Origin of the sequence: Lelliottia jeotgali, assembly GCF_016771845.1 — a bacterium.
GTDB classification, from domain to species: Bacteria; Pseudomonadota; Gammaproteobacteria; order Enterobacterales; family Enterobacteriaceae; genus Enterobacter; species Enterobacter jeotgali.
The window spans coordinates 338,764-362,197 of record NZ_JAENMQ010000003.1 but is presented as its reverse complement, the minus strand read 5'-3'; the positions used below and the strand labels follow the sequence as shown (position 1 = coordinate 362,197).

Genomic DNA, 23,434 nt, shown 5'->3' with positions numbered 1-23,434 from the left:
GAATCCCCAGGAGCCGACTTAAGTCAGTGACTGGGGTGAAGAGGCGAAGTTAACGTAGTGACCGCTCGAAGGATGACGAGCAGACTTGACAGATTGCAGGATTCGTTCTGTAATCAATAACAAAGGGCGGCTACGGCCGCCCTTGTTTAATAAGCTGTTCAGCTAATTGGTTTGAAGGAACCGGAGGAATCATGACCAAGTCAGAATTGATTGAAAGACTTGCCAGCCAACAATCGCACATCCCAGCAAAAGCAGTGGAAGATGCAGTGAAAGAGATGCTAGAGCATATGGCCTCGACTCTTGCACAGGGCGAGCGCATTGAAATCCGCGGTTTCGGTAGTTTCTCTCTGCATTATCGTGCACCACGAACCGGGCGTAACCCGAAGACTGGCGATAAAGTTGACCTGGAAGGCAAATACGTTCCGCACTTTAAGCCGGGTAAAGAACTGCGCGATCGCGCCAACATTTACGGAAACTGAGTTCAGCCTACGGGCGAAACTGGGTTATCTAAAAAAAGCACCTTCGGGTGCTTTTTTTATACATTGAATTCAGAAAGCTGAAGCGGCGCTGCATTTCATCATTTTAGTTGCAGCAAGCTGGCATATTCTCTCCAGCAGTGGCCGTAAACTCACTTTTTCCTGGCTGACTCCCTAATATTCCCGCTGCACACTCTCTTAGAACAGGGAGGTGTATATGGGATTACCTGCAATCAGTGCATGTCTTATCACGGCCATTTTACCGTTGGTATGGCTGCCTTCGTTACCAAATCTGTCAACGGTCTGGGTGTGCATCGCGGTTGGCGTTCTACTTGGATTACAAAGACTTCTTTGCTTACGTTATGCGGGCCTATGGCTGGTGTTCTTTGCTTGGGGTGTATTAGCCGCCCTGGAATCCACCTGGCCCATGCAAAATCTGACGAACGCGCCGCAGCAAGCAGAAATACTTATCACAGCCACCGATGGGGCAACTACCCATCAGGGTAAAATTGTAAGGCTAAATGGGAAACCCTGGTATTCGACCACCGGCGTAACGCTTTACGGTCAATATCTGCCGCAGGCAGTGTGTCCTGGACAGCGCTGGACAATGTTACTGCGTCTTAGGGCGATTCATGGTGAGCTCAACGATGGCGGTTTTGATTCTCAGCGCTATGCGCTGGCCTCACATCAGCCGTTGACCGGACGGTTTACCCATGCGGAAGTGTTAGACGCAAGCTGTGGTTTGCGGGCGCAATATCTTTCTTCACTGACCACGACGCTCACCCAATACACGTGGGGAACCGTTATTCTCGGACTGGGGATGGGGGAACGGTTGGCGGTCACGCAAGAGGTCAAAAAGCTGATGCGTGAAACCGGCACATTGCACCTGATGGCGATTTCAGGTTTGCATATTGCTCTCGCGGCGTCGATCGTTTGGCTCATCGTTAGGGGGATTCAATTTTTACTTCCGACTGACTGCATTGGTTGGCGTGTACCGCTATTGGCAGGAGTCTGTTTTGCGGCGTTTTACGCCTGGCTTACAGGGATGCAACCTCCCGCATTACGAACCGTGGTCTCTCTTGCGGCACTCGCGTCGCTGCGCCTGAGTGGGCGGCAGTGGTCGCCCTGGCAAGTGTGGTTGTGTTGCGTCGCGTCTATTCTGGTTGTTGATCCTCTGGCGGTACTGTCGCAAAGCCTGGCCTTGTCGGCATTCGCCGTTGCCACGCTGATTTTCTGGTATCAGTGGCTGCCATTGCCTCAGTGGCCTGTTTCCCGTTGGATCAAACCGCTGGTGGCGCTGCTGCATTTGCAGGTAGGGATGCTGTTTTTGCTCTTGCCGCTACAGGTCAACATTTTTCACGGCATGAGCATCTCGTCTCTGGTCGCCAATCTCTTTGCGGTACCGCTTGTCACGTTTATCTCCGTACCGCTGATCCTGGCTGGCATGCTGTTGCATCTGTGTGAACTGACATTACTGGAAGCGAAGGTCTGGTTTCTGGCTGATAAATCACTGGATGTGCTCTTTTGGCTTTTAAAAGAACTACCGGATGGGTGGATGGATATTGATGAGCGCTGGCAGCTCGTGACCTGTCTTCCCTGGTTTGCGATTATTGCCTGGCGTTTACGCGCCTGGAAGTCGATTCCGGCTGTGTGTATCGCGGGTAGCGTATTGCTGACATTTCCCTTATGGCGTCCTCTCAAAACCGAAGGCTGGACGCTGCACATGCTGGACATTGGCCAGGGGCTGGCAATGGCTATTGAGCGCCACGGAAAAGTCATTATGTACGATACCGGGCTTGCCTGGCCTGGCGGTGACAGCGCAAAGCAGCACATTATTCCCTGGCTGCGCTGGCATCATCTGACACCGGAAGGGGTCATTATCAGCCATGAACATATGGACCATATTGGCGGGCTTACCTCGTTACAGGATACGTGGCCAAAAATGTGGATAAAAAGCCCGTTAGGATGGGCAGGGCATCAGCCCTGTTTTCGCGGTCAGCGTTGGCAGTGGCAGGGATTGACCTTCACGGTCCACTGGCCGCCAAAAGAGTATCAGGCTCAGGGGAATAACCATTCCTGCGTGGTGAAAATCGACGATGGCGAGTTCAGCGCGCTACTCACCGGTGATATTGAAGCGAAGGCAGAGCAGTTGATGTTAAGTCATCACTGGCAGGCGCTAACGTCTACACTTATCCAGGTGCCGCATCATGGGAGTAACACCTCATCATCGCAGGCGTTGGTACAGCGTGTTGAAGGGAAGATCGCTTTGGCCTCAGCGGCGCGTTACAACGCATGGCATTTCCCGTCCATAAAAGTGAGCAGACGCTATAAAAAGGAGGGCTATTCTTGGTTCGATACACCGCAAGCGGGACAAATCTCGGTACGTTTTTCGCCACATGGCTGGCAAATCCTGCGCTTACGAGATCAAATTTTACCTCGTTGGTATCATCAGTGGTTTGGCGCGCCCGTAGATAACGGGTAGAATATGCGGCTATTTCAACAAATGCTGGTTTTTTGAATGCATAACGACAAAGATCTCTCCACGTGGCAGACCTTCCGCCGACTCTGGCCGATGATTGCACCCTTTAAAACAGGTCTGATCGTGGCGGGTGTCGCGTTAATCCTCAACGCAGCAAGCGATACCTTCATGCTATCGCTCCTCAAACCGTTACTGGATGACGGTTTTGGTAAAACGGATCGCTCAGTGTTGCTATGGATGCCTCTGGTGGTTATCGGACTGATGATCTTACGCGGCGTCACCAGCTATATCTCCAGCTACTGCATTTCGTGGGTGTCGGGCAAAGTGGTAATGACCATGCGCCGCCGACTGTTCAGCCATATGATGGGCATGCCGGTCTCCTTTTTTGACAAGCAGTCCACCGGGACCTTGCTGTCGCGCATCACCTACGATTCTGAGCAAGTCGCGTCGTCTTCTTCCAGCGCCCTGATTACCGTGGTGCGTGAAGGTGCGTCGATTATCGGCCTGTTCATCATGATGTTCTATTACAGCTGGCAGCTGTCGATCATTCTGATTGTGCTGGCACCGATTGTGTCGATCGCTATCCGGGTGGTCTCTAAGCGTTTCCGTAACATCAGCAAAAACATGCAGAACACGATGGGGCAGGTGACCACCAGTGCCGAGCAGATGCTGAAAGGCCATAAAGAAGTATTGATTTTTGGCGGCCAGGACGTCGAAACAAAACGCTTTGATAAAGTCAGCAACAAAATGCGTCTGCAGGGGATGAAAATGGTTTCGGCCTCTTCCATCTCCGATCCGATCATTCAGCTGATTGCCTCTCTGGCGCTGGCATTTGTGCTCTATGCTGCAAGCTTCCCAAGCGTCATGGAGACATTAACTGCAGGTACCATTACCGTAGTCTTCTCTTCAATGATTGCGCTGATGCGTCCGCTGAAATCACTGACCAACGTCAACGCCCAGTTCCAGCGTGGTATGGCGGCCTGTCAGACGCTGTTCAGTATTCTGGATACCGAGCAGGAAAAAGACGAAGGTAAACGCGTAATTGAGCGCGCTAATGGCGATGTAGAATTCCGCAATGTCACCTTCACCTATCCTGGTCGTGAAACGCCTGCCCTGCGCAATATCAGCCTGAACATCCCGGCGGGTAAAACGGTGGCACTGGTAGGGCGTTCCGGTTCCGGTAAATCAACCATCGCCAGCCTGATGACGCGTTTCTACGATATCGACGAAGGCGAAATCCTGTTGGATGGTCACGACTTACGTGAATACACCCTACAGTCCTTACGTAACCAGGTGGCGCTGGTTTCTCAAAACGTGCATCTGTTTAACGATACTGTTGCCAACAATATCGCCTATGCGCGTACGGAAGAGTACAGCCGCGAGGCGATCGAGAACGCAGCACGTATGGCTTACGCGATGGATTTCATCAACAAAATGGACAACGGTCTTGATACGGTCATTGGCGAAAACGGCGTGCTGCTTTCCGGCGGTCAGCGTCAGCGTATTGCGATTGCCCGTGCGCTGCTGCGTGACAGCCCGATTCTAATCCTTGATGAAGCAACCTCAGCGCTGGATACCGAATCTGAACGTGCTATTCAGTCGGCGCTGGACGAATTGCAGAAAAACCGTACCTCACTGGTGATTGCACACCGTCTGTCGACTATCGAGCAGGCGGATGAAATCGTGGTGGTGGAAGACGGCTTGATCGTCGAGCGCGGAAGCCATGCGGATCTTATCGAGCACCGTGGCGTTTACGCTCAGCTCCATAAAATGCAGTTTGGCGCATGATTGCACGCATCTGGTCCGGGGAATCTCCGCTCTGGCTGCTGCTGTTGCCGCTCTCCTGGCTATACGGTCTGGTGAGCGGCATCATTCGTTTGAGCTATCGTCTGGGGCTTAAAAAAACCTGGCGAGCACCGGTGCCGGTTGTGGTTGTGGGAAATCTCACCGCCGGAGGCAACGGTAAAACCCCTGTTGTCATTTGGCTGGTGGAACAACTGACCAAACGCGGCATTCGCGTGGGTGTTGTTTCACGGGGTTATGGTGGAAAAGCCGAAAAGTATCCCCTGCTCCTGACGGCGGCCACCACCACGGAGCAAGCCGGAGATGAACCGGTGCTGATTTTCCAGCGCACCGGGGTGCCCGTCGCGGTTTCTCCTGTTCGCAGCGAAGCCGTTCAGGCTCTACTGGCAGCACATCCGCTGCAAATCATTATCACCGATGATGGCTTACAGCATTACGCCCTGGCGCGTGATAAAGAGATCGTGGTGATTGATGGTGAGCGGCGCTTCGGCAATGGCTGGTGGCTTCCCGCTGGGCCAATGCGCGAGCGGGCATCCCGCTTGCGTTCTGTTGATGCGGTGATTGTTAACGGCGGAGAAGCACAGCGCGGCGAAATTCCGATGACATTAACGCCTGGCCAGGCAGTGAATCTCCTGACGGGTGAGCATCGGGACATCACAGCGCTGCCAGCGCTGGTCGCTATGGCCGGTATCGGTCATCCTCCGCGCTTTTTTGCCACGTTAGAACAGGGCGGAGCCCGGCTTGAAAACCGAATTCCTCTCGCCGACCATCAAGCGCTGAGTCTGGAAAGCGTTGAGCCTTTGGCTGCACCTCACCAGAATCTGATCATGACTGAAAAAGACGCTGTTAAATGCCGCGCGTTTGCCAAATCCAACTGGTGGTATTTGCCCGTTGATGCACAGCTCAGCGGCGAACAGCCCGAACACTTGCTCCAGGAACTGATGGCGCTGGTGCGCTAAGTCGAATGCGGTTCTGGTAGCGTGATGACTGACAGGAAAACGCATGTCTCTACCGCAACTCTCACTTAGCGCCGCTCGTCATCTGCATCTCTATGCGCAGGGGCTGCTGAAAAAGCCCCGCCGTCGCGCACAGCCTGCCGATATTCTCTCCGCCATTCAGCGCATGTCGCTGCTGCAAATAGACACCATTAATATCGTTGCCCGCAGTCCCTACCTGGTGCTTTTTAGCCGCCTGGGGAATTATCCTGCGCAGTGGCTGGATGACGCTCTGAGCCAGGGGCAGCTCATGGAATACTGGGCGCATGAAGCCTGTTTCTTGCCACGCACTGATTTCGGACTGGTACGCCATCGGATGCTCGCGCCTGAAAAAATGGGCTGGAAGTACAAGCAGGAGTGGATGCACCAAAATGCTGAGGAAATCGAACAGCTGATTGCCCATATTCACGATAACGGCCCGGTTCGCTCAGCGGATTTTGAACATCCGCGTAAAGGCACCAGCGGCTGGTGGGAGTGGAAACCGCACAAGCGCCATCTGGAAGGGCTGTTCACCTCCGGGAAAGTGATGGTGGTGGAGCGGCGTAATTTCCAGCGCGTTTACGATCTCACCCATAGGGTGATGCCGCACTGGGACGACGAGCGCGATCTACTGAATCAAGCTGCAGCTGAAGAGGTCATGCTGGAAAACAGCGCCCGTAGCCTGGGGATTTTCCGCGCGCAATGGCTGGCCGATTACTATCGCCTGCGCCAGCCTGCGCTGAAACCCTTACTCGAAAGGTGGCAAGAAAATCATCGCGTAATGCGCGTTGAGGTCGAGCGGCTGGGTGAAATGTGGCTCCATGCGGATCTCTTCCCGCTGGTGCCACAGGCACAGGAAGATAAGCTGACCGCGTCGCACAGCGCGGTGTTATCACCCTTTGATCCCGTGGTCTGGGACCGCAAACGCGCCGAGCAGCTGTTTGATTTCACCTATCGTCTTGAATGTTACACGCCTGCGGCAAAGCGTCAGTTTGGCTATTTTGTTCTGCCGCTGCTGTATAAAGGCCGGTTGGTTGGGCGGATGGACGCGAAAATGCACCGTAAAACCGGCGTACTGGAAGTGATAGCGCTGTTTCTGGAAGAGGGCGTTAAGGTCAGCGCAACGCTGGAAAAAGGGCTGACCGCAGCACTCAATGAATTTGCTGTCTGGCAGGGTGCCCGGCAGATAACGCTGGCACGATTGCCGGATGGGTTGTTTAACGGCTGTCGGAGTGGCTGGGAAATAGACATAGCCTGAAAAAGGAATGTGGTAAGCTTTAGCGATTACCTATACGGAGGAACTATGGATCACCGTTTACTTGAAATCATTGCCTGCCCGGTGTGCAACGGCAAACTGTATTACAGCCAGGATAAGCAAGAGCTGATTTGCAAACTGGATAATCTGGCTTTCCCGTTTCGTGACGGCATTCCCGTCTTGCTGGAAACCGAAGCCCGTACGCTGGCGGCAGAAGAGAGCAGACCATGAGTTTTGTTGTCATCATTCCGGCACGTTTCGCATCGACCCGTTTGCCCGGCAAACCGTTGGTCGATATCAATGGCAAGCCGATGATTGTCCATGTGCTCGACAGGGCGCGTGAATCCGGTGCCGATCGCGTTATCGTTGCCACAGATCATGAAGACGTCGCGCGCGCGGTCGAAGCCGCGGGCGGCGAAGTGTGCATGACGCGCGCCGATCACCAGTCGGGCACTGAACGCCTGGCCGAAGTCGTTGAGAAATGCGATTTCAGCGATGACACGGTGATCGTCAACGTGCAGGGCGACGAGCCGATGATCCCGGCGGTGATTATCCGTCAGGTCGCGGAAAACCTCGCCCAGCGCAAAGTGGGAATGGCGACGCTGGCCGTGCCGATCCACCACGCGGAAGAGGCGTTTAATCCCAATGCCGTGAAAGTGGTGATGGACGCGGAAGGTTATGCGCTCTATTTCTCCCGAGCGACTATCCCGTGGGATCGTGACCGTTTTGCGCAGTCTAAAGAGACCATTGGCGATACGTTCCTGCGTCATCTGGGTATTTACGGCTACCGTGCAGGCTTTATCCGCCGCTACGTGACCTGGGCGCCAAGCCCGCTGGAGCACATTGAGATGCTCGAGCAGTTGCGCGTGCTGTGGTATGGCGAAAAGATCCATGTGGCAGTGGCCCATGAAGTGCCTGGAACCGGCGTGGATACTCAGGAAGATCTCGAACGCGTCCGCGCAGAACTGAAATAACGTCATCTCCCGCATCCCCTCGTTCGGGGGGATGTTTTTTGGCCTCGCTTTATCTCATTTTTCTTCTCTCTAATTGATCTCATAAGGTGACATCCAACCGTCATACGCTCATTATGAAAGCAGTAGTTTTGATGGGGGTAATCTCATATGGAACAATTGCGTGCTGAGCTGAGCCACCTGCTGGGAGAAGCACTCAGTCGGGTCGAGTGCGTGAGCGAGAAGGCGGATACGTCGCTGTGGTCGCTGTATGACAGCAACGGAAACCCGATGCCGTTAATGGCCAGAAGCTTTTCATCACCGGGCGTCGCCCGACAGCTGGCGTGGAAAATGTCCATGCTGGCGAGAAGCGGCACGGTACGAATGCCTACCGTTTATGGCGTTATGACCCACGAAGAACATCCTGGCCCCGATGTCCTGCTGATTGAGCGCCTGCGCGGTGTGCCGGTCGAAGCCCCGGCACGAACGCCGGACCGCTGGGAACAGCTTAAAGACCAGATCGTAGAAGGATTGCTCTCGTGGCACCGTCAGGACAGCAAGGGACTGGTGGGACCGGTCGACAGCACCCAGGAAAACCTCTGGCCGCTCTGGTATCGTCAACGGGTGGAAGTACTCTGGGGAACGCTGAACCAGTTCAGTAATACCGGGCTGACGATGCAGGATAAGCGTATTCTGTTCCGCACACGTGAATGCCTGCCCGCGATGTTTGAGGGCTTTAATGATAACTGCGTGCTCATTCACGGTAATTTCACGTTGCGCAGCATGCTGAAGGATGCCCGTAGCGACCAGCTTCTGGCGATGGTAGGGCCGGGCATTATGCTGTGGGCACCCCGCGAATATGAACTGTTCCGCTTAGGTGAAAGCGCGCTGGCAGAAAGCTTAATGTGGCATTATCTACAGCGAGCGCCAGTCTCAGAATCCTTCCTCTGGCGTCGCTGGCTGTATCTCTTGTGGGATGAAGTCGCGCAGCTGGTGAATACCGGACGGTTTAACCGCACGAACTTCGACATGGCCGCGAAATCACTCCTGCCCTGGCTCGCCTGACGAGCCTTTAAGCCATTGCCAGAGCCGTCCAAGCGTTTCGTAACCGACCCGATCGCTGTGCATTAACCATGCAGGCGACGGGATCGCGCGCTCCCACGGATTGAGCGGCGCATTGATGGCCAGCTGATTCGCTGGCGCGGGTAACGGATGTAATCCTGCATGTTCAAAGAAAATCATCGCGCGCGGAAGATGCGAGGCGGAAGTCACCAGCAGGAACGGGGCATCGCCGATCGCCTGTTTAACCGCAGCAGCTTCTTCTTCCGTGTCTTTTGGATTGTCGAGAGTGATAATCGCAGAGCGCGGCACGCCAAGGGACTTCGCCACTCTTGCTCCTGCTTCAGCCGTGCTGACAGGGTTCGTTTTGGCTGCGGCTCCCGTGAATATCATTTTCGAACCCGGATTAGCCAGCCACAGCCGAATGCCTTCGTTGAGGCGCGGTAAACTGTTGTTGATCAGGTTTGAACTCGGGGCCCATTTATCGTCCCAGGTGTAACCGCCACCCAGCACCACGATAAACGCCACTTTCTGATTTCCTTGCCACGTCGGGTACTTATCTTCAATAGGGCGCAATAACCCATCCGCCACCGGTTGCAGGCTTAACAGCAGCAGCACCAGCCAACCCGTCGTAATGACGATTTTACCGCTGCGTTGAAAACGGGTGAACCAGACCAGCAGTAGCCCGAGTGCAATAAACATCAGCAGGAGAGGGAGGGGAAGTATCATCCCTCCAATGATTTTCTTTAGGGTAAAAAGCATCCTTTTTGGTTCCTTTTTTAACCATACAGCAGGTGATTACACGCGATATTACACCAGAGAGGTTCATTCTCCGCGCGGGTGTGACAAAATAGCGGTTTTGCTGCTAGCGGATGGAACTCTCCCAATGCGGGATCGCAATTTTGATGACATCGCGGAAAAGTTTTCGCGGAACATTTACGGCACCACCAAAGGGCAGTTGCGTCAGACGATCCTGTGGCAGGATCTCGACACCGTGCTCGCCACCTTTGGTGACCGAAAGTTGCGGGTTCTGGATGCGGGCGGCGGTGAAGGCCAGACCGCCATTTTGATGGCGCAGCGTGGTCATCACGTCACGCTTTGCGATCTCTCTTCAGAAATGGTCGAACGTGCGAAGCGCGCGGCAGAAGAGAAAGGTGTGAGCGACAACATGCATTTTATACATTGCGCCGCTCAGGACATTGCGCAGCATTTGGAATCTCAGGTTGATCTGATATTGTCTCATGCTGTGCTGGAGTGGGTTGCCGAGCCGCACGAGATGCTAAAAACCCTGTGGTCTGTGCTCACACCCGGCGGCGCATTGTCGCTGATGTTCTACAATGCTAACGGCCTGCTGATGCGTAACGTACTGGTGGGCAATTTCGGCTATGTACAACAGGGCATGTATAAAAAGAAACGGCGCACGCTTTCGCCGGATTTCCCCCGCGATCCGCAGCAGGTTTATGGCTGGCTGGAAGAGATGGGCTGGGAAATTACCGGGAAAACGGGCGTCAGGGTGTTTCATGATTATCTGCGCGATAAACAAAAACAGCACGACTGTCTTGACGCGTTAACAGAAATAGAAACGCGGTATTGCCGTCAGGAACCCTTTATCAGCCTTGGGCGATACATTCACGTCATCGCGCGCAAGCCGCAGAAGCAAGGATAATTTATGAGTGAATTTTCCCAGACAGTCCCCGAACTGGTTGCCTGGGCCAGGAAAAACGATTTCTCCATCTCGCTGCCGGTAGACAGACTCTCATTCCTGCTGGCGGTTGCCACGCTGAACGGCGAACGTCTGGATGGAGAAATGAGCGAGGGTGAACTGGTGGACGCGTTCCGCCATGTCAGTGATGCGTTTGAGCAAACCAGCGAAACCATTAGCGTGCGTGCCAACAACGCAATCAACGAGATGGTACGTCAACGTCTGCTGAACCGCTTTACCAGCGAGCAGGCGGAAGGAAACGCCATCTATCGTCTGACGCCTTTGGGCATCGGCATTACCGACTATTACATCCGCCAGCGAGAATTTTCTACGCTGCGCCTCTCTATGCAGCTGTCGATTGTGGCGGGCGAACTGAAACGAGCGGCCGATGCGGCGGATGAAAATGGCGATGAATTCCACTGGCATCGCAATGTCTACGCCCCGCTGAAGTACTCGGTGGCTGAAATTTTCGACAGTATCGATCTGACCCAGCGTCTGATGGATGAACAGCAGCAGCAGGTGAAAGATGATATCGCGCAGCTGCTGAATAAAGACTGGCGGGCAGCGATCTCCAGCTGTGAGCTGTTGCTGTCAGAAACCTCCGGGACGCTGCGAGAACTGCAGGACACGCTGGAAGCCGCGGGGGATAAACTTCAGGCAAACCTGTTGCGCATTCAGGACGCTACGCTGGCCCATGACGATCTGCATTTTGTTGATCGTCTGGTCTTTGACTTGCAAAGCAAACTCGACCGTATTATCAGCTGGGGACAGCAATCAATCGACCTGTGGATCGGCTATGACCGCCACGTGCATAAATTCATCCGTACGGCGATCGACATGGATAAAAACCGCGTGTTTGCCCAACGTCTGCGCCAGTCAGTACAAAATTATTTCGATGCGCCGTGGGCGTTGACCTATGCCAACGCCGATCGTCTGCTGGATATGCGCGACGAAGAGATGGCGCTGCGCGACGAAGAGGTCACCGGTGAACTGCCGCCGGATCTGGAGTTTGAAGAATTCAACGAAATTCGTGAGCAACTTGCAGCGATGATCGAAGAACAGCTCGCCGTCTATAAAACCAGACAAGTGCCGCTGGATCTTGGTCTCGTGGTGCGCGACTATCTGGTGCAATACCCGCGTGCGCGCCATTTCGATATTGCCCGCATCGTCGTCGACCAGGCCGTGCGCCTGGGCGTCGCGCAAGCAGATTTCACCGGGCTGCCGCCGAAGTGGCAGCCGATTAACGATTACGGAGCCAAGGTACAGGCGCATGTCATTGACAAATATTGAACAAGTGATGCCAGTTAAGCTGGCCCAGGCGCTGGCAAATCCGTTATTTCCGGCGCTGGACAGCCAGCTGCGTGCCGGTCGTCACATTGGTCTTGACGAGCTGGATAATCACGCTTTTCTGATGGACTTCCAGGAATATCTGGAAGAGTTCTACGCCCGCTATAACGTTGAGCTGATCCGCGCACCTGAAGGTTTCTTCTACCTGCGCCCGCGCTCCACGACGCTGATCCCGCGCTCGGTGCTGTCCGAGCTGGATATGATGGTGGGCAAAATTCTCTGCTATCTCTATCTCAGTCCAGAACGTCTGGCCAATGAAGGCATCTTCACCCAGCAAGAGTTGTATGACGAATTGTTGAGCCTGGCCGATGAGGGCAAATTGCTCAAACTGGTGAACAACCGTTCCACCGGTTCTGACCTTGACCGTCAGAAGCTCCAGGAAAAAGTACGCACTTCCCTGAACCGTCTGCGCCGTCTGGGAATGGTCTGGTTTATGGGCCATGACAGCAGCAAATTCCGCATTACCGAATCCGTGTTCCGCTTTGGCGCTGATGTGCGTACTGGCGACGACGCGCGTGAAGCGCAGCTGCGCATGATCCGCGACGGCGAAGCCATGCCGATAGAAAACAATTTGTTGCTCAATGACGAGCATGAAGAAAGCCAGCCGGATAGCGGGGAGGAAGAATAATGATTGAACGCGGTAAATTTCGCTCACTAACGCTGGTTAACTGGAACGGTTTCTTCGCCCGAACCTTCGATCTGGATGAGCTGGTTACGACGCTCTCCGGCGGTAATGGGGCGGGTAAATCCACTACGATGGCGGCGTTTGTCACGGCGCTGATCCCCGATCTGACGCTGCTGCATTTCCGTAACACCACCGAAGCGGGCGCGACAAGCGGTTCCCGCGATAAAGGTCTGCACGGTAAACTGAAAGCGGGCGTCTGTTACTCGGTTCTGGATGTGATCAACTCCCGCCATCAACGCGTGGTGGTCGGCGTACGTTTGCAACAAATTGCGGGCCGTGACCGTAAAGTCGACATCAAACCGTTTGCTATTCAGGGGCTGCCAACCTCGATTCAGCCGACATCTCTGCTGACGGAAACCCTGAACGATCGCCAGGCGCGTGTGCTACCTCTCAATGAGCTGAAAGATAAACTCGAAGCGATTGAAGGCGTTCAGTTCAAGCAGTTCAACTCAATTACCGATTACCACTCGCTGATGTTCGATCTGGGCGTTGTTGCGCGTCGTCTGCGCTCTGCGTCGGACCGTAGCAAATACTATCGCCTGATCGAAGCCTCGCTTTACGGCGGGATCTCCAGCGCCATTACCCGCTCTCTGCGCGACTACCTGTTGCCTGAAAACAGCGGCGTGCGAAAAGCCTTCCAGGACATGGAAGCCGCGCTGCGCGAAAACCGCATGACGCTGGAAGCGATTCGGGTTACCCAGTCTGACCGCGATCTGTTCAAACATTTGATCAGCGAAGCGACCAACTACGTGGCGGCGGACTATATGCGCCACGCCAACGAGCGCCGCATCCATCTGGATAAAGCACTCGAGTATCGCCGCGAGCTGTTCACCTCCCGCAAACAGCTGGTGGCTGAGCAGTACAAGCACGTTGAGATGGCCCGCGAACTGGGCGAGCACAACGGTGCGGAAGGCGATCTGGAAGCCGATTATCAGGCCGCCAGCGATCACCTGAATCTGGTGCAAACCGCGCTGCGTCAGCAGGAAAAAATCGAGCGCTACGAAGCCGATCTCGATGAGCTGCAGATCCGCCTCGAAGAACAAAATGAAGTGGTGGCAGAAGCCGCCGACATGCAGGAAGAGAAAGAGGCCCGCGCCGAAGCCGCTGAGCTGGAAGTCGATGAGCTGAAAAACCAGCTGGCCGACTACCAGCAAGCGCTGGATGTTCAGCAAACCCGCGCCATCCAGTACACCCAGGCATTACAAGCACTGCAACGCGCGAAAGAGCTGTGCCATCTTCCGGATCTGACGCCGGACAGTGCCGACGAGTGGCTGGAAACCTTCCGCGCCAAAGAACAGGAAGCGACGGAGAAACTACTTTCCCTCGATCAAAAAATGAGTGTCGCGCAAGCCGCGCACAGTCAGTTTGAACAGGCCTATCAGCTGGTTGTGGCGATAAATGGCGCGCTGGCGCGCGGTGATGCCTGGGAAGTGGCGCGCGAATTGCTGCGTGACGGCGTTAATCAGCGCCATCTGGCGGAGCAGGTTCAGCCGCTGCGCATGCGTCTGAACGAGCTGGAACAGCGTCTACGTGAACAGCAGGAGGCCGAGCGTCTTCTGGCGGAGTTCTGCAAACGTCAGGGTAAGCATGTCGATATCGACTCCCTTGAAACCCTGCATCAGGAACTGGAAGCCCGTATTGCCTCGCTGTCCGACAGCGTCTCCAGCGCCAGCGAGCAGCGCATGGTTCTACGCCAGGAGCTGGAACAGCTTCAGTCACGCACTCAGACCTTGCTGAAACGAGCTCCGGTCTGGCTGGCGGCGCAGAGCAGTCTGAACCAGCTGAGCGAGCAGTGTGGTGAAGAGTTCGAATCCAGCTCGGAAGTTACCGAATATCTGCAACAGTTGCTTGAGCGCGAGCGCGAAGCCATTGTTGAGCGCGATGAAGTCGGTGCGCGTAAAAATGCTGTCGATGAAGAAATTGAACGTTTAAGTCAGCCTGGCGGTGCGGAAGATGCGCGTCTGAATGCGCTGGCGGAACGTTTTGGCGGCGTACTGTTGTCCGAAATCTACGACGACGTCAGCCTTGAAGATGCGCCGTATTACTCTGCGCTGTATGGCCCATCCCGCCATGCGATCGTCGTTCCAGATTTGTCGCTAATCGCTGAACAGCTGGAAGGGCTTGAAGAATGTCCGGAAGATCTCTATCTGATCGAAGGGGACCCGCAGTCCTTTGATGACAGCGTATTCAGCGTAGACGAACTGGAAAAAGCGGTGGTGGTGAAAGTCGCCGATCGCCAGTGGCGTTATTCTCGCTTCCCGACGCTGCCGATCTTTGGCCGCGCCGCGCGTGAAAACCGCATCGAAAGCCTGCATGCGGAACGTGAAACGCTGTCTGAGCGCTTTGCGACCCTGTCGTTTGACGTGCAGAAAACCCAACGTTTACATCAGGCGTTCAGCCGCTTTATCGGCAGCCATGTCGCAGTGGCCTTTGAGGCCGATCCTGAAGCCGAAATTCGCAAACTGAACACCCGCCGTGGCGAACTGGAACGCGCGCTGAGCAATCATGAAAATGATAACCAGCAGAGCCGCGTGCAGTTTGAGCAGGCGAAAGAGGGCGTCGCCGCTCTGAACCGTATCCTGCCGCGTCTGAATCTGCTGGGCGACGAAACCCTGGCCGATCGCGTGGATGAAATTCAGGAACGTCTGGATGAAGCGCAAGAAGCCGCGCGCTTTGTGCAGCAGCACGGCAACCAGCTGGCGAAACTGGAGCCAGTGCTGTCGGTCCTGCAAAGCGATCCAGAACAGTACGAACAGCTGAAAGAAGATTACGCCTATTCCCAGCAGGTGCAGCGTGATGCGCGCCAGCAGGCGTTTGCGCTGACCGAAGTGGTGCAGCGTCGCGCGCACTTTGGCTACAGCGACTCGGCAGAAATGTTGAGCGGCAACAGCGATTTGAACGAAAAACTGCGCCAGCGTCTTGAGCAGGCGGAAGCGGAACGTAGCCGCAGCCGCGATGCCCTGCGCAGCCACGCGGCACAGCTCGGTCAGTACAATCAGGTGCTGGCGTCACTGAAAAGCTCCTTTGATACCAAAAAAGAGCTGCTCACCGATCTGCATAAAGAGCTGCAGGATATCGGCGTTCGTGCGGACAGCGGAGCGGAAGAGCGCGCCCGTATTCGTCGCGACGAACTGCACAGCCAGCTGAGCAATAACCGTACCCGTCGTCATCAGCTGGAAAAAGCCCTGACCCTGTGCGAAGCGGAGATGGATAACCTGACCCGCCGTCTGCGCAAGCTGGAACGCGATTATCACGAAATGCGCGAGCAGGTTGTGACCGCCAAAGCGGGCTGGTGTGCGGTCATGCGTCTGGTGAAAGACAGCGGCGTTGAACGTCGTCTGCACCGTCGTGAGCTGGCGTACCTGTCTGGTGACGAACTGCGTTCGATGTCGGATAAAGCACTGGGTGCACTGCGCCCGGCAGTGGCAGATAACGAGCATCTGCGCGATGTGCTGCGCATGTCTGAAGATCCGAAACGTCCTGAGCGTAAAATTCAGTTCTTCGTGGCGGTTTATCAGCACCTGCGCGAGCGTATTCGTCAGGACATCATCCGCACGGACGATCCGGTCGAAGCGATCGAACAGATGGAAATCGAGCTGGGTCGCCTGACGGAAGAGCTGACCTCCCGCGAGCAAAAGCTGGCGATCAGCTCCCGCAGCGTGGCGAATATCATTCGTAAAACCATCCAGCGCGAGCAAAACCGTATTCGCATGCTCAACCAGGGCCTGCAGAGCGTCTCGTTCGGTCAGGTCAACAGCGTGCGTCTGAACGTCAATGTTCGCGAAGCACACGCCACTCTGCTGGATGTGCTTTCTGAACAGCACGAGCAGCATCAGGACCTGTTTAACAGCAACCGTCTGACCTTCTCGGAAGCGCTGGCGAAACTCTATCAGCGCCTTAATCCGCAGATCGATATGGGGCAACGTACGCCGCAAACCATCGGTGAAGAGCTGCTGGACTACCGTAATTATCTGGAAATGGAAGTTGAGGTTAACCGTGGTTCTGACGGCTGGCTGCGTGCGGAATCCGGCGCGCTGTCTACCGGGGAAGCGATCGGCACCGGGATGTCGATTCTGGTGATGGTTGTCCAGAGCTGGGAAGATGAAGCGCGTCGTCTGCGCGGGAAAGATATTTCTCCGTGCCGTCTGCTGTTCCTCGATGAAGCCGCGCGTCTGGATGCCCGTTCCATCGCTACGCTGTTTGAGTTGTGCGACCGTCTGGATATGCAGCTGATCATCGCTGCACCTGAGAACATCAGCCCGGAGAAAGGCACGACCTACAAGCTGGTGCGTAAGGTGTTCAACAATACGGAACATGTTCACGTCGTCGGGCTGCGCGGTTTTGCCCCGCAGCCGCCAGAGTCGTTACCCGGAACGGCTGACGCTTCCTAAAGCGTTTTGATGAAAAGGGCGGCACACAGGTGCTGCCCTTTTTATTTGCTTAACTTGCGTTCAGGGCTGCGTTATCTTTAAACTTCTTTACATAAGGCAAGGCAGTTGCGTGTATGCCTTTCTATAATGAAGAAAAGCCCCGGTGTTGTGGGCAGGTCGTAAAGCAAACAGGGGGCAAGGGATGTTGCTAAAGAAAATTCAAAGTCGTCAGCTGTCCGCACTGAGTGTGTGCCTGACGTTACTATTCGCTCCACTGTTTAACGCGCAGGCCGATGAGCCTGAAGTGGTTCCGGTCGACAGTTCCGCTACGATGGGGGCTCAGCCAACTGCGCTGCTGCAACCGCTGGAGCAATCTCCCGCGACCGCAATCATGGCCGGGATCAAACCGCTGCCAGCCAATGTTGATACGCAGGCGCTGCGCCAGCAGCTGCAATCCGGGCTGCCTTCGGGTTACACACCCGCCTATCTCAATCAGCTGACTTTACTGTATGCCGCGCGCGATATGAAACCGATGTGGGACGATCGTGAGGCGGTGCGTGCCTTCCAGCAGCAGCTGGCGGAAGTCGCTATCGCGGGTTTCCAACCGCAATTTACCGCTTGGGTGGAGCTTCTGACCGATCCGACCGTCACCGGGAATGCGCGCGACGTTGTTCTTGCTGACGCTATGATGGGTTATCTGCATTTTGTGGCGGGGATTCCGGTCAATGGCAACCGCTGGCTGTACAGTGAGAAGCCCTACAAGCTGGCTACACCTGCGCTGTCAGTGATCAACCAGTGGCAAGTGGCGCTGGATAAAGGGACGCTCCCACGCTTTATCGCAAGCCTTGCTCCGGCGCATCCGCAGTATGCCACGATGCACCAGTCGTTACTCCGACTGGTAGCCGATTCGCGTCCCTGGCCTCAGCTGAAAAGCACCGCCAGTCTGCGTCCTGGTCAGTGGAGTAGCGATGTCCCGGCGCTGCGTGAAATTCTCCGGCGTTCGGGGGAGTCTGACGCAGGGGCGAAAATCGCGCTGCCGGGTGATGATCCCCAAAGCGTAGTGGTCAGTCCATCAGCACCTATCGTGAAGAAGAAATCAGCTGTAACACCCGACAAACCCGCAGCTTACGATCGTGAACTGGTCGCCGAAGTGAAAGCGTTTCAGGCGGCTCAGGGCCTGGGTGCAGACGGTGTTATTGGGCAGTCAACGCGCGATTGGCTGAATGTTTCTCCTGCGCAGCGTGCTGGTGTGCTGGCGCTGAACATTCAGCGTTTACGTCTGCTGCCAGGGACATTATCGACCGGGATTATGGTTAATATTCCGGCCTATTCGCTGGTCTATTACCAGAATGGTAGCGAAGTGCTGGCCTCGAGAGTTATTGTCGGGCGCCCGGATCGCAAAACGCCAATGATGAGCAGTGCGCTGAATAATGTGGTGGTGAACCCGCCGTGGAACGTACCGCCGACCCTCGCGCGTAAAGATATTCTGCCGAAAGTATGGAATGACCCCGGCTATCTTGAACGTCACGGCTACACAATGATGCGTGGCTGGAACAGCAACCAGCCGATTGACCCGTACCAGGTCGACTGGTCAACGATCACGGCGTCGAATTTGCCTTTCCGCTTCCAGCAAGCGCCGGGTGAGCGTAACTCCTTGGGTCGATACAAGTTCAACATGCCGAGCTCAGATGCCATCTATCTGCACGATACGCCAAACCATAACCTGTTCCAGAAAGACACACGTGCCCTGAGTTCGGGTTGTGTTCGCGTCAATAAAGCCTCTGAACTGGCCAATATGCTGCTGGGTGATGCGGGCTGGAACGACACCCGGATATCCGATGCGCTTAAAGAAGGGAATACTCGCTACGTTAATATTCGACAAAACATTCCCGTCAATCTTTACTATCTGACGGCGTTTGTTGGCGAAGATGGACGGACCCAATATCGTACAGATATTTACAATTACGATCTCACAGCGCGATCCGGCGCACAAATTTTGTCAAAAGCTGAACAATTAATCAGGTAAATGAAGTAGTTCGAGGAAATTGATTGTCGTAAGTTATGGTAGAGAAGGGGGCATATCGCTACAAGCCCCGTCTTTACTGGGGTTGGGTGCCTTGACGCGGGCTGTTCAGGCGGTTAAGGTGCCCTTCGTGCGCTAAGCATATTTACGATAACATTGACCTGTAGACCTGATTATCATGGACAAATTTGACGCTAATCGCCGCAAGCTGCTGGCGCTAGGTGGTGTTGCGCTGGGCGCAGCGGCCATCTTACCGACGCCAGCATTTGCCACCCTCTCGACACCACGTCCGCGTATTTTAACGCTCAACAATCTTCACACCGGTGAGACGTTGAAAGCGGAGTTTTTCGATGGCAGAGGCTATATTCAGGATGAATTAGCAAGACTCAACCATTTTTTCCGCGACTACCGCGCGAATAAAATAAAGACCATCGATCCAGGATTATTTGATCAGCTATTCCGCCTCCAGGGCCTGCTCGGAACCCGCAAGCCGGTGCAACTCGTTTCCGGTTATCGTTCTATTGATACCAATAACGAACTGCGCGCCCATAGCCGTGGGGTAGCTAAAAAAAGCTATCACACTAAAGGACAGGCGATGGATTTCCATATTGAAGGCGTTTCATTAGCCAATATTCGCAAAGCCGCGTTATCTATGCGCGCAGGTGGTGTAGGATATTACCCACGTAGCAACTTTGTGCATATTGATACCGGGCCGACACGGCACTGGTAATAATGAAGGAGCAGTATGAACTATCGTATTATTCCGGTGACTGCGTTCTCCCAGAACTGTTCATTAATCTGGTGCGAACAAACTAAACTGGCCGCGCTTGTCGATCCCGGCGGAGATGCCGAGAAAATCAAGCAGGAAGTCGAGGCGTCCGGCGTGACGCTGATGCAGATTTTGCTGACCCATGGCCATCTTGACCATGTGGGGGCTGCGGCAGAGCTGGCGCAACATTACGGTGTGCCAGTGATTGGACCGGAAAAAGAAGATGAGTTCTGGCTGCAAGGGTTGCCTGCCCAAAGCCGTATGTTTGGCCTTGATGAGTGTCAGCCACTGACGCCCGATCGCTGGTTAAACGAAGGCGAGAGCGTTAATGTCGGAAACGTGACGCTACAGGTATTGCACTGTCCTGGCCATACGCCGGGGCATATCGTCTTCTTTGATGCTCAATCACGCTTGCTCATTTCTGGCGACGTGATTTTCAAAGGCGGCGTAGGACGCAGCGATTTCCCGCGCGGTGACCACGGTCAGCTGATCCAGTCAATTAAGCAGAAGCTATTGCCGTTGGGCGATGACGTGACGTTTATTGCAGGGCATGGCCCGATGTCGACGTTAGGATATGAGCGGGCACATAACCCGTTCCTGCAGGATGAAATGCCTGTCTGGTAAATCCCATTAAAAAAGCCTGCACATTGCAGGCTTTTTTGTAGGTCGGGCAAGCGCAAGCGCCACCCGAAAGACTTTTACAGCACAGCGACAATGGCTTCGCACAGCGGGGCCATGTTGTCTGGCGTCATACCTGCCACGTTCACACGTCCTGAAGCCACAGCGTACACACCAAACTCTTCGCGCAGACGCAGAACTTGTTCTTTAGTCAGGCCGCTGAACGAGAACATCCCATTTTGTTTGATGATAAAGCTAAAGTCGCGGTCCGCGCCTTTCTCAGCCAGCGTGTTCACGAACAGCAGACGCATGCGCTGAATGCGCTGACGCATGTCGTTCAGTTCCTGTTCCCAGATGGCGCGCAGCGCGTCATTGCTCAGGATTGTCGCCACGACAGAAGCGCCGTGCGCCGGTGGGTTAGAGTAGTTGGCGCGAATGACAGATTTCATCTGGCTGAAGGCACGATCAACGGTTTGCTCATCGGCAGCCACCAGCGTACAGGCACCCACGCGCTCATTATACAGACCAAAGTTCTTGGAATAAGAACTCGCCACGATCAGTTCCTGATGAACAGCGGCAAAAGCACGCAGACCTTCAGCATCTTCTTCCAGACCACGTGCGAAGCCCTGATAGGCGAAGTCGAACAGCGGCAGCCAGCCTTTCTCTACGGAGAGTTTCGCCAGTTGTTCCCACTGTTCCAGCGTCGGATCGATACCGGTTGGGTTGTGGCAGCAGCCGTGGAACAGCACTACGTCACCGGCCTGTGCTTCGCTCAGGCTAGCCAGTAGGCCGTCGAAGTCAAGAGTATGGTTCGCCGCGTCATAATAAGCATATTCACGCACTTCCAGACCCGCAGAGTTAAACACGCTCTTGTGGTTCGGCCAGCTCGGATTGCTTACCCAAACGCGTTTCACAGAGGTATTCTTCGCGAGGAAATCCGCTGCGACGCGAAGTGCGCCAGTACCGCCAGGCGTTTGGGCTGTGCGAGCACGTTTATCGCTAATAAGCGTGCTGCCTTTTCCAAACAGCAGTTCCTGAGTGCAACGACCAAATTCCGGAATACCGTCGATACCGAGGTAGTTTTTGGTGTTTTCATTTTCCAGCAGATACTGCTCGGCTTTTTTGACGCTAGTCAGAACCGGAGTTTTACCGGTTTCATCTTTATAGACACCAATACCCAGGTTTATTTTTCCAGGGCGGTCATCGGCACGAAACAGATCGGCCAGGCCCAGAATAGGGTCGGCAGGGGCGGCGGTAATGTTCTCAAACATGACGAGGTTCCATTGTGATTACAGAAGTGAAATCCGCTATCAGGTTAACGGTAGATTTACAAAATGCCAACCGTTTGCGACAAAAAGCGTGCGCCTTTTCAAAAGTCGCCATTTTTTACTTCAGCCATAAAAAAAACAGGACCGAAGTCCTGTTTTCTAGGCATTTAGCAGAGAGGGCTGCTTATTAGAACTGGTAAACGATACCCACTGCTGCCTGGTCGTCAGTCGCCAGACCAGCAGATTCAGAGTAAGAGTTGTCGTCCAGCAGGTTGAATTTGTACGCAGCGTACACGTTCATGTTTTTGTTGAAGTAGTACCAGGTACCCACTTCGATGTATTTAACCAGGTCAGCATCGCCACCGTTGAAGGTGCCACGTGCTTTCAGGTCTTTACCTTTGGACTGAACGTAGCCCAGGGATGGACGCAGACCGAAGTCGAACTGGTACTGAACAACCGCTTCGATGTTCTGAGTTTTGTTCGCGAAGTTGTTGTCAGCTTCACGAGTCATGTTTGTGGTTTCAGCGTACTGAACAGCTGCATACACGTTGTTTGCATCGTATTTAGCAGCAGTTGACCATGCTTCAGCACGATCGCCGCCTGCGCTTGCCCAATCAGCAGAGGTGCCAGCTGCAACCTGCTCGTTGGTACGGTCAGCAGTTTCATAACCCGCTGCCAGACCGAAGCCTTCGCCGAAATCATATTGTACAGAAGAGCTGAAGCCGTCGCCGTTACCTTTAGCGCCGTTACCGCCACGACCGATGTTGATCAGCTGGCCGTTGTCATTGTAGGTCGCTGCGATCGCATTGCTGCGGTCGTTTTTACCCTGGTACTGCAAGGCGATAGCCAGGCCATCAACCAGACCGAAGAAGTTGCTGTTACGGTAGGTCAGCAAGCCAGATGCACGGCCGTTCATGAAGTTGTCGGTAGCAACCCAAGAGTCACCGCCCCACTCAACCAGCATATCGGTATAAGCCGCAGCATCGTAGATTGCGCCGTAGTTACGACCGTAATCCAGGGAACCTGCGTCACCGAAGTTCAGGCCAGCGAATGCCAGACGGGTTTTAGTACCCTGTGAACCTTCAGCGTTGGAAGCATCCATATTGTATTCCCAGTGACCATAACCAGTGATCTGGTCGTTGATCTGGGTTTCACCTTTGAAGCCGATACGGGCATAGGTGGTGTCTTCGTTGCTGGTGTCACCGTTGGTGGTCCAAATGTGTTCGCCTACAGCTTTACCGTAGAAGTCCAGTTTGTTGCCGTTTTTGTTATAGATTTCTGCAGCGTTTGCTGCACCGGCTACCAGCAGAGCAGGGATAACCACTGCCAGAATATTGCGCTTCATCATTATTTATTACCCTCATTGGTTTTTTTATGACACTCGCCACTGCCGTCAATAAATTCTGTCAATAAATATTTCCGGAACTATTGATGAGAGTTTGGTGTCTTTATGTATCTGACAGGCATCTTTCCATTCATATAACCGTTTCGCTAGCCTGAAAGTGCTACAAAGATAAAGATTGAGTAACAAAAAGAAATAATGTGTAACTAAATGTGAAATATTGGGAACTTTGTGAAGCACCTCAAATTTCAGAACTGATTGCTGAATTAAACGGCTAACCCATTCCTATATATATGAATTGCTTATGTTTAATT

At 54.3% G+C, this 23,434-nt stretch carries 18 protein-coding genes; 15 read left to right on the top strand and 3 right to left on the bottom strand.

Annotated features, from left to right (window positions below; translation table 11 throughout):
- Positions 1 to 191 precede the first annotated feature (191 nt).
- From ihfB to JBO43_RS10510, 8 genes are all read left to right on the top strand, one after another.
- A complete protein-coding gene (ihfB, locus tag JBO43_RS10545; RefSeq protein ID WP_012016828.1) occupies positions 192 to 479 on the top strand; it encodes an integration host factor subunit beta in 288 nt (95 codons plus the stop codon).
- Positions 480 to 693: 214 nt separating this feature from the next.
- Positions 694 to 2,958 (top strand): ComEC family protein, encoded by a 2,265-nt coding sequence (locus JBO43_RS10540; protein WP_202674265.1) that lies wholly within the window; start codon positions 694 to 696, stop codon positions 2,956 to 2,958.
- 36 nt (positions 2,959 to 2,994) lie between these two features.
- Positions 2,995 to 4,743, top strand: a complete 1,749-nt coding sequence (gene msbA, locus JBO43_RS10535) for a lipid A ABC transporter ATP-binding protein/permease MsbA (RefSeq protein WP_095281443.1) — start codon at positions 2,995 to 2,997, stop codon at positions 4,741 to 4,743.
- Positions 4,740 to 5,717 (top strand): tetraacyldisaccharide 4'-kinase, encoded by a 978-nt coding sequence (lpxK, locus tag JBO43_RS10530; RefSeq protein ID WP_202674264.1) that lies wholly within the window; start codon positions 4,740 to 4,742, stop codon positions 5,715 to 5,717. The genes msbA and lpxK overlap by 4 nt, the downstream gene beginning before the upstream one ends.
- 43 nt (positions 5,718 to 5,760) lie before the next feature.
- Entirely contained in the window at positions 5,761 to 6,990 is a 1,230-nt protein-coding gene (locus tag JBO43_RS10525) for a winged helix-turn-helix domain-containing protein (protein WP_202674263.1), read from the top strand.
- A 45-nt stretch (positions 6,991 to 7,035) separates the two neighbouring features.
- Positions 7,036 to 7,218, top strand: a complete 183-nt coding sequence (gene ycaR / locus JBO43_RS10520; protein ID WP_095281446.1) for a protein YcaR — start codon at positions 7,036 to 7,038, stop codon at positions 7,216 to 7,218.
- On the top strand, positions 7,215 to 7,961 hold the full coding sequence (gene kdsB, locus JBO43_RS10515) for a 3-deoxy-manno-octulosonate cytidylyltransferase (protein WP_202674262.1): 747 nt from the start codon (positions 7,215 to 7,217) through the stop codon (positions 7,959 to 7,961). Before ycaR ends, kdsB begins: the two co-directional genes overlap by 4 nt.
- Positions 7,962 to 8,108: 147 nt before the next feature.
- Positions 8,109 to 9,002 carry a YcbJ family phosphotransferase gene (locus JBO43_RS10510; RefSeq protein WP_095281448.1) on the top strand — a complete coding sequence of 298 codons (894 nt, stop codon included), beginning with the start codon at positions 8,109 to 8,111 and terminating at the stop codon, positions 9,000 to 9,002.
- On the opposite strand, the gene elyC is transcribed toward JBO43_RS10510, so the two are convergent.
- A complete protein-coding gene (gene elyC, locus JBO43_RS10505; RefSeq protein WP_202674261.1) occupies positions 8,979 to 9,758 on the bottom strand; it encodes an envelope biogenesis factor ElyC in 780 nt (259 codons plus the stop codon). The genes JBO43_RS10510 and elyC overlap by 24 nt on opposite strands.
- Positions 9,759 to 9,882: 124 nt before the next feature.
- Between elyC and cmoM the strand changes: the two genes are divergently transcribed.
- The 7 genes from cmoM (at position 9,883) to JBO43_RS10470 (ending at position 20,516) form a co-directional block, all read left to right on the top strand.
- Positions 9,883 to 10,662 carry a tRNA uridine 5-oxyacetic acid(34) methyltransferase CmoM gene (gene cmoM / locus JBO43_RS10500; RefSeq protein ID WP_103946823.1) on the top strand — a complete coding sequence of 260 codons (780 nt, stop codon included), beginning with the start codon at positions 9,883 to 9,885 and terminating at the stop codon, positions 10,660 to 10,662.
- A 3-nt stretch (positions 10,663 to 10,665) separates the two neighbouring features.
- The gene (mukF, locus tag JBO43_RS10495) at positions 10,666 to 11,988 is read left to right on the top strand and encodes a chromosome partition protein MukF (protein ID WP_095281450.1); all 1,323 of its coding nucleotides are present in this window, start codon (positions 10,666 to 10,668) and stop codon (positions 11,986 to 11,988) included.
- Entirely contained in the window at positions 11,969 to 12,673 is a 705-nt protein-coding gene (gene mukE / locus JBO43_RS10490) for a chromosome partition protein MukE (RefSeq protein ID WP_202674260.1), read from the top strand. The genes mukF and mukE overlap by 20 nt, the downstream gene beginning before the upstream one ends.
- Positions 12,673 to 17,121, top strand: a complete 4,449-nt coding sequence (mukB, locus tag JBO43_RS10485) for a chromosome partition protein MukB (RefSeq protein ID WP_202674259.1) — start codon at positions 12,673 to 12,675, stop codon at positions 17,119 to 17,121. The genes mukE and mukB overlap by 1 nt, the downstream gene beginning before the upstream one ends.
- A gap of 181 nt (positions 17,122 to 17,302) precedes the next feature.
- The gene (gene ldtD / locus JBO43_RS10480; protein WP_202674258.1) at positions 17,303 to 19,126 is read left to right on the top strand and encodes a L,D-transpeptidase LdtD; all 1,824 of its coding nucleotides are present in this window, start codon (positions 17,303 to 17,305) and stop codon (positions 19,124 to 19,126) included.
- A 175-nt stretch (positions 19,127 to 19,301) separates the two neighbouring features.
- Positions 19,302 to 19,853 (top strand): peptidoglycan L,D-endopeptidase MepK, encoded by a 552-nt coding sequence (locus tag JBO43_RS10475; RefSeq protein WP_167381229.1) that lies wholly within the window; start codon positions 19,302 to 19,304, stop codon positions 19,851 to 19,853.
- A 15-nt stretch (positions 19,854 to 19,868) separates the two neighbouring features.
- On the top strand, positions 19,869 to 20,516 hold the full coding sequence (locus JBO43_RS10470; protein ID WP_095281455.1) for an MBL fold metallo-hydrolase: 648 nt from the start codon (positions 19,869 to 19,871) through the stop codon (positions 20,514 to 20,516).
- 74 nt (positions 20,517 to 20,590) lie between these two features.
- Here the strand turns inward: JBO43_RS10470 and aspC are convergent, their stop codons facing one another.
- Together aspC and JBO43_RS10460 are read right to left on the bottom strand one after the other, a co-directional pair.
- A complete protein-coding gene (aspC, locus tag JBO43_RS10465; protein WP_095281456.1) occupies positions 20,591 to 21,781 on the bottom strand; it encodes an aspartate transaminase in 1,191 nt (396 codons plus the stop codon).
- A 184-nt stretch (positions 21,782 to 21,965) separates the two neighbouring features.
- Complete coding sequence (locus tag JBO43_RS10460; RefSeq protein WP_165790622.1) at positions 21,966 to 23,123, bottom strand: porin; 1,158 nt, start codon at positions 23,121 to 23,123, stop codon at positions 21,966 to 21,968.
- Positions 23,124 to 23,434 lie beyond the last annotated feature (311 nt).

What these genes read in the sequence shown, in the direction of transcription:
- JBO43_RS10525 (WP_202674263.1), top strand. Translation starts at nt 5,761, where the DNA reads ATGTCTCTACCGCAACTCTCACTTAGCGCCGCTCGTCATCTGCATCTC.
- lpxK (WP_202674264.1), top strand. Translation starts at nt 4,740, where the DNA reads ATGATTGCACGCATCTGGTCCGGGGAATCTCCGCTCTGGCTGCTGCTG.
- JBO43_RS10540 (WP_202674265.1), top strand. Translation starts at nt 694, where the DNA reads ATGGGATTACCTGCAATCAGTGCATGTCTTATCACGGCCATTTTACCG.
- cmoM (WP_103946823.1), top strand. Translation starts at nt 9,883, where the DNA reads ATGCGGGATCGCAATTTTGATGACATCGCGGAAAAGTTTTCGCGGAAC.
- ihfB (WP_012016828.1), top strand. Translation starts at nt 192, where the DNA reads ATGACCAAGTCAGAATTGATTGAAAGACTTGCCAGCCAACAATCGCAC.
- ldtD (WP_202674258.1), top strand. Translation starts at nt 17,303, where the DNA reads ATGTTGCTAAAGAAAATTCAAAGTCGTCAGCTGTCCGCACTGAGTGTG.
- aspC (WP_095281456.1), bottom strand. Translation starts at nt 21,781, where the DNA reads ATGTTTGAGAACATTACCGCCGCCCCTGCCGACCCTATTCTGGGCCTG.
- kdsB (WP_202674262.1), top strand. Translation starts at nt 7,215, where the DNA reads ATGAGTTTTGTTGTCATCATTCCGGCACGTTTCGCATCGACCCGTTTG.
- elyC (WP_202674261.1), bottom strand. Translation starts at nt 9,758, where the DNA reads ATGCTTTTTACCCTAAAGAAAATCATTGGAGGGATGATACTTCCCCTC.
- JBO43_RS10510 (WP_095281448.1), top strand. Translation starts at nt 8,109, where the DNA reads ATGGAACAATTGCGTGCTGAGCTGAGCCACCTGCTGGGAGAAGCACTC.
- JBO43_RS10470 (WP_095281455.1), top strand. Translation starts at nt 19,869, where the DNA reads ATGAACTATCGTATTATTCCGGTGACTGCGTTCTCCCAGAACTGTTCA.
- mukF (WP_095281450.1), top strand. Translation starts at nt 10,666, where the DNA reads ATGAGTGAATTTTCCCAGACAGTCCCCGAACTGGTTGCCTGGGCCAGG.
- JBO43_RS10475 (WP_167381229.1), top strand. Translation starts at nt 19,302, where the DNA reads ATGGACAAATTTGACGCTAATCGCCGCAAGCTGCTGGCGCTAGGTGGT.
- mukB (WP_202674259.1), top strand. Translation starts at nt 12,673, where the DNA reads ATGATTGAACGCGGTAAATTTCGCTCACTAACGCTGGTTAACTGGAAC.
- mukE (WP_202674260.1), top strand. Translation starts at nt 11,969, where the DNA reads ATGTCATTGACAAATATTGAACAAGTGATGCCAGTTAAGCTGGCCCAG.
- msbA (WP_095281443.1), top strand. Translation starts at nt 2,995, where the DNA reads ATGCATAACGACAAAGATCTCTCCACGTGGCAGACCTTCCGCCGACTC.
- ycaR (WP_095281446.1), top strand. Translation starts at nt 7,036, where the DNA reads ATGGATCACCGTTTACTTGAAATCATTGCCTGCCCGGTGTGCAACGGC.
- JBO43_RS10460 (WP_165790622.1), bottom strand. Translation starts at nt 23,123, where the DNA reads ATGAAGCGCAATATTCTGGCAGTGGTTATCCCTGCTCTGCTGGTAGCC.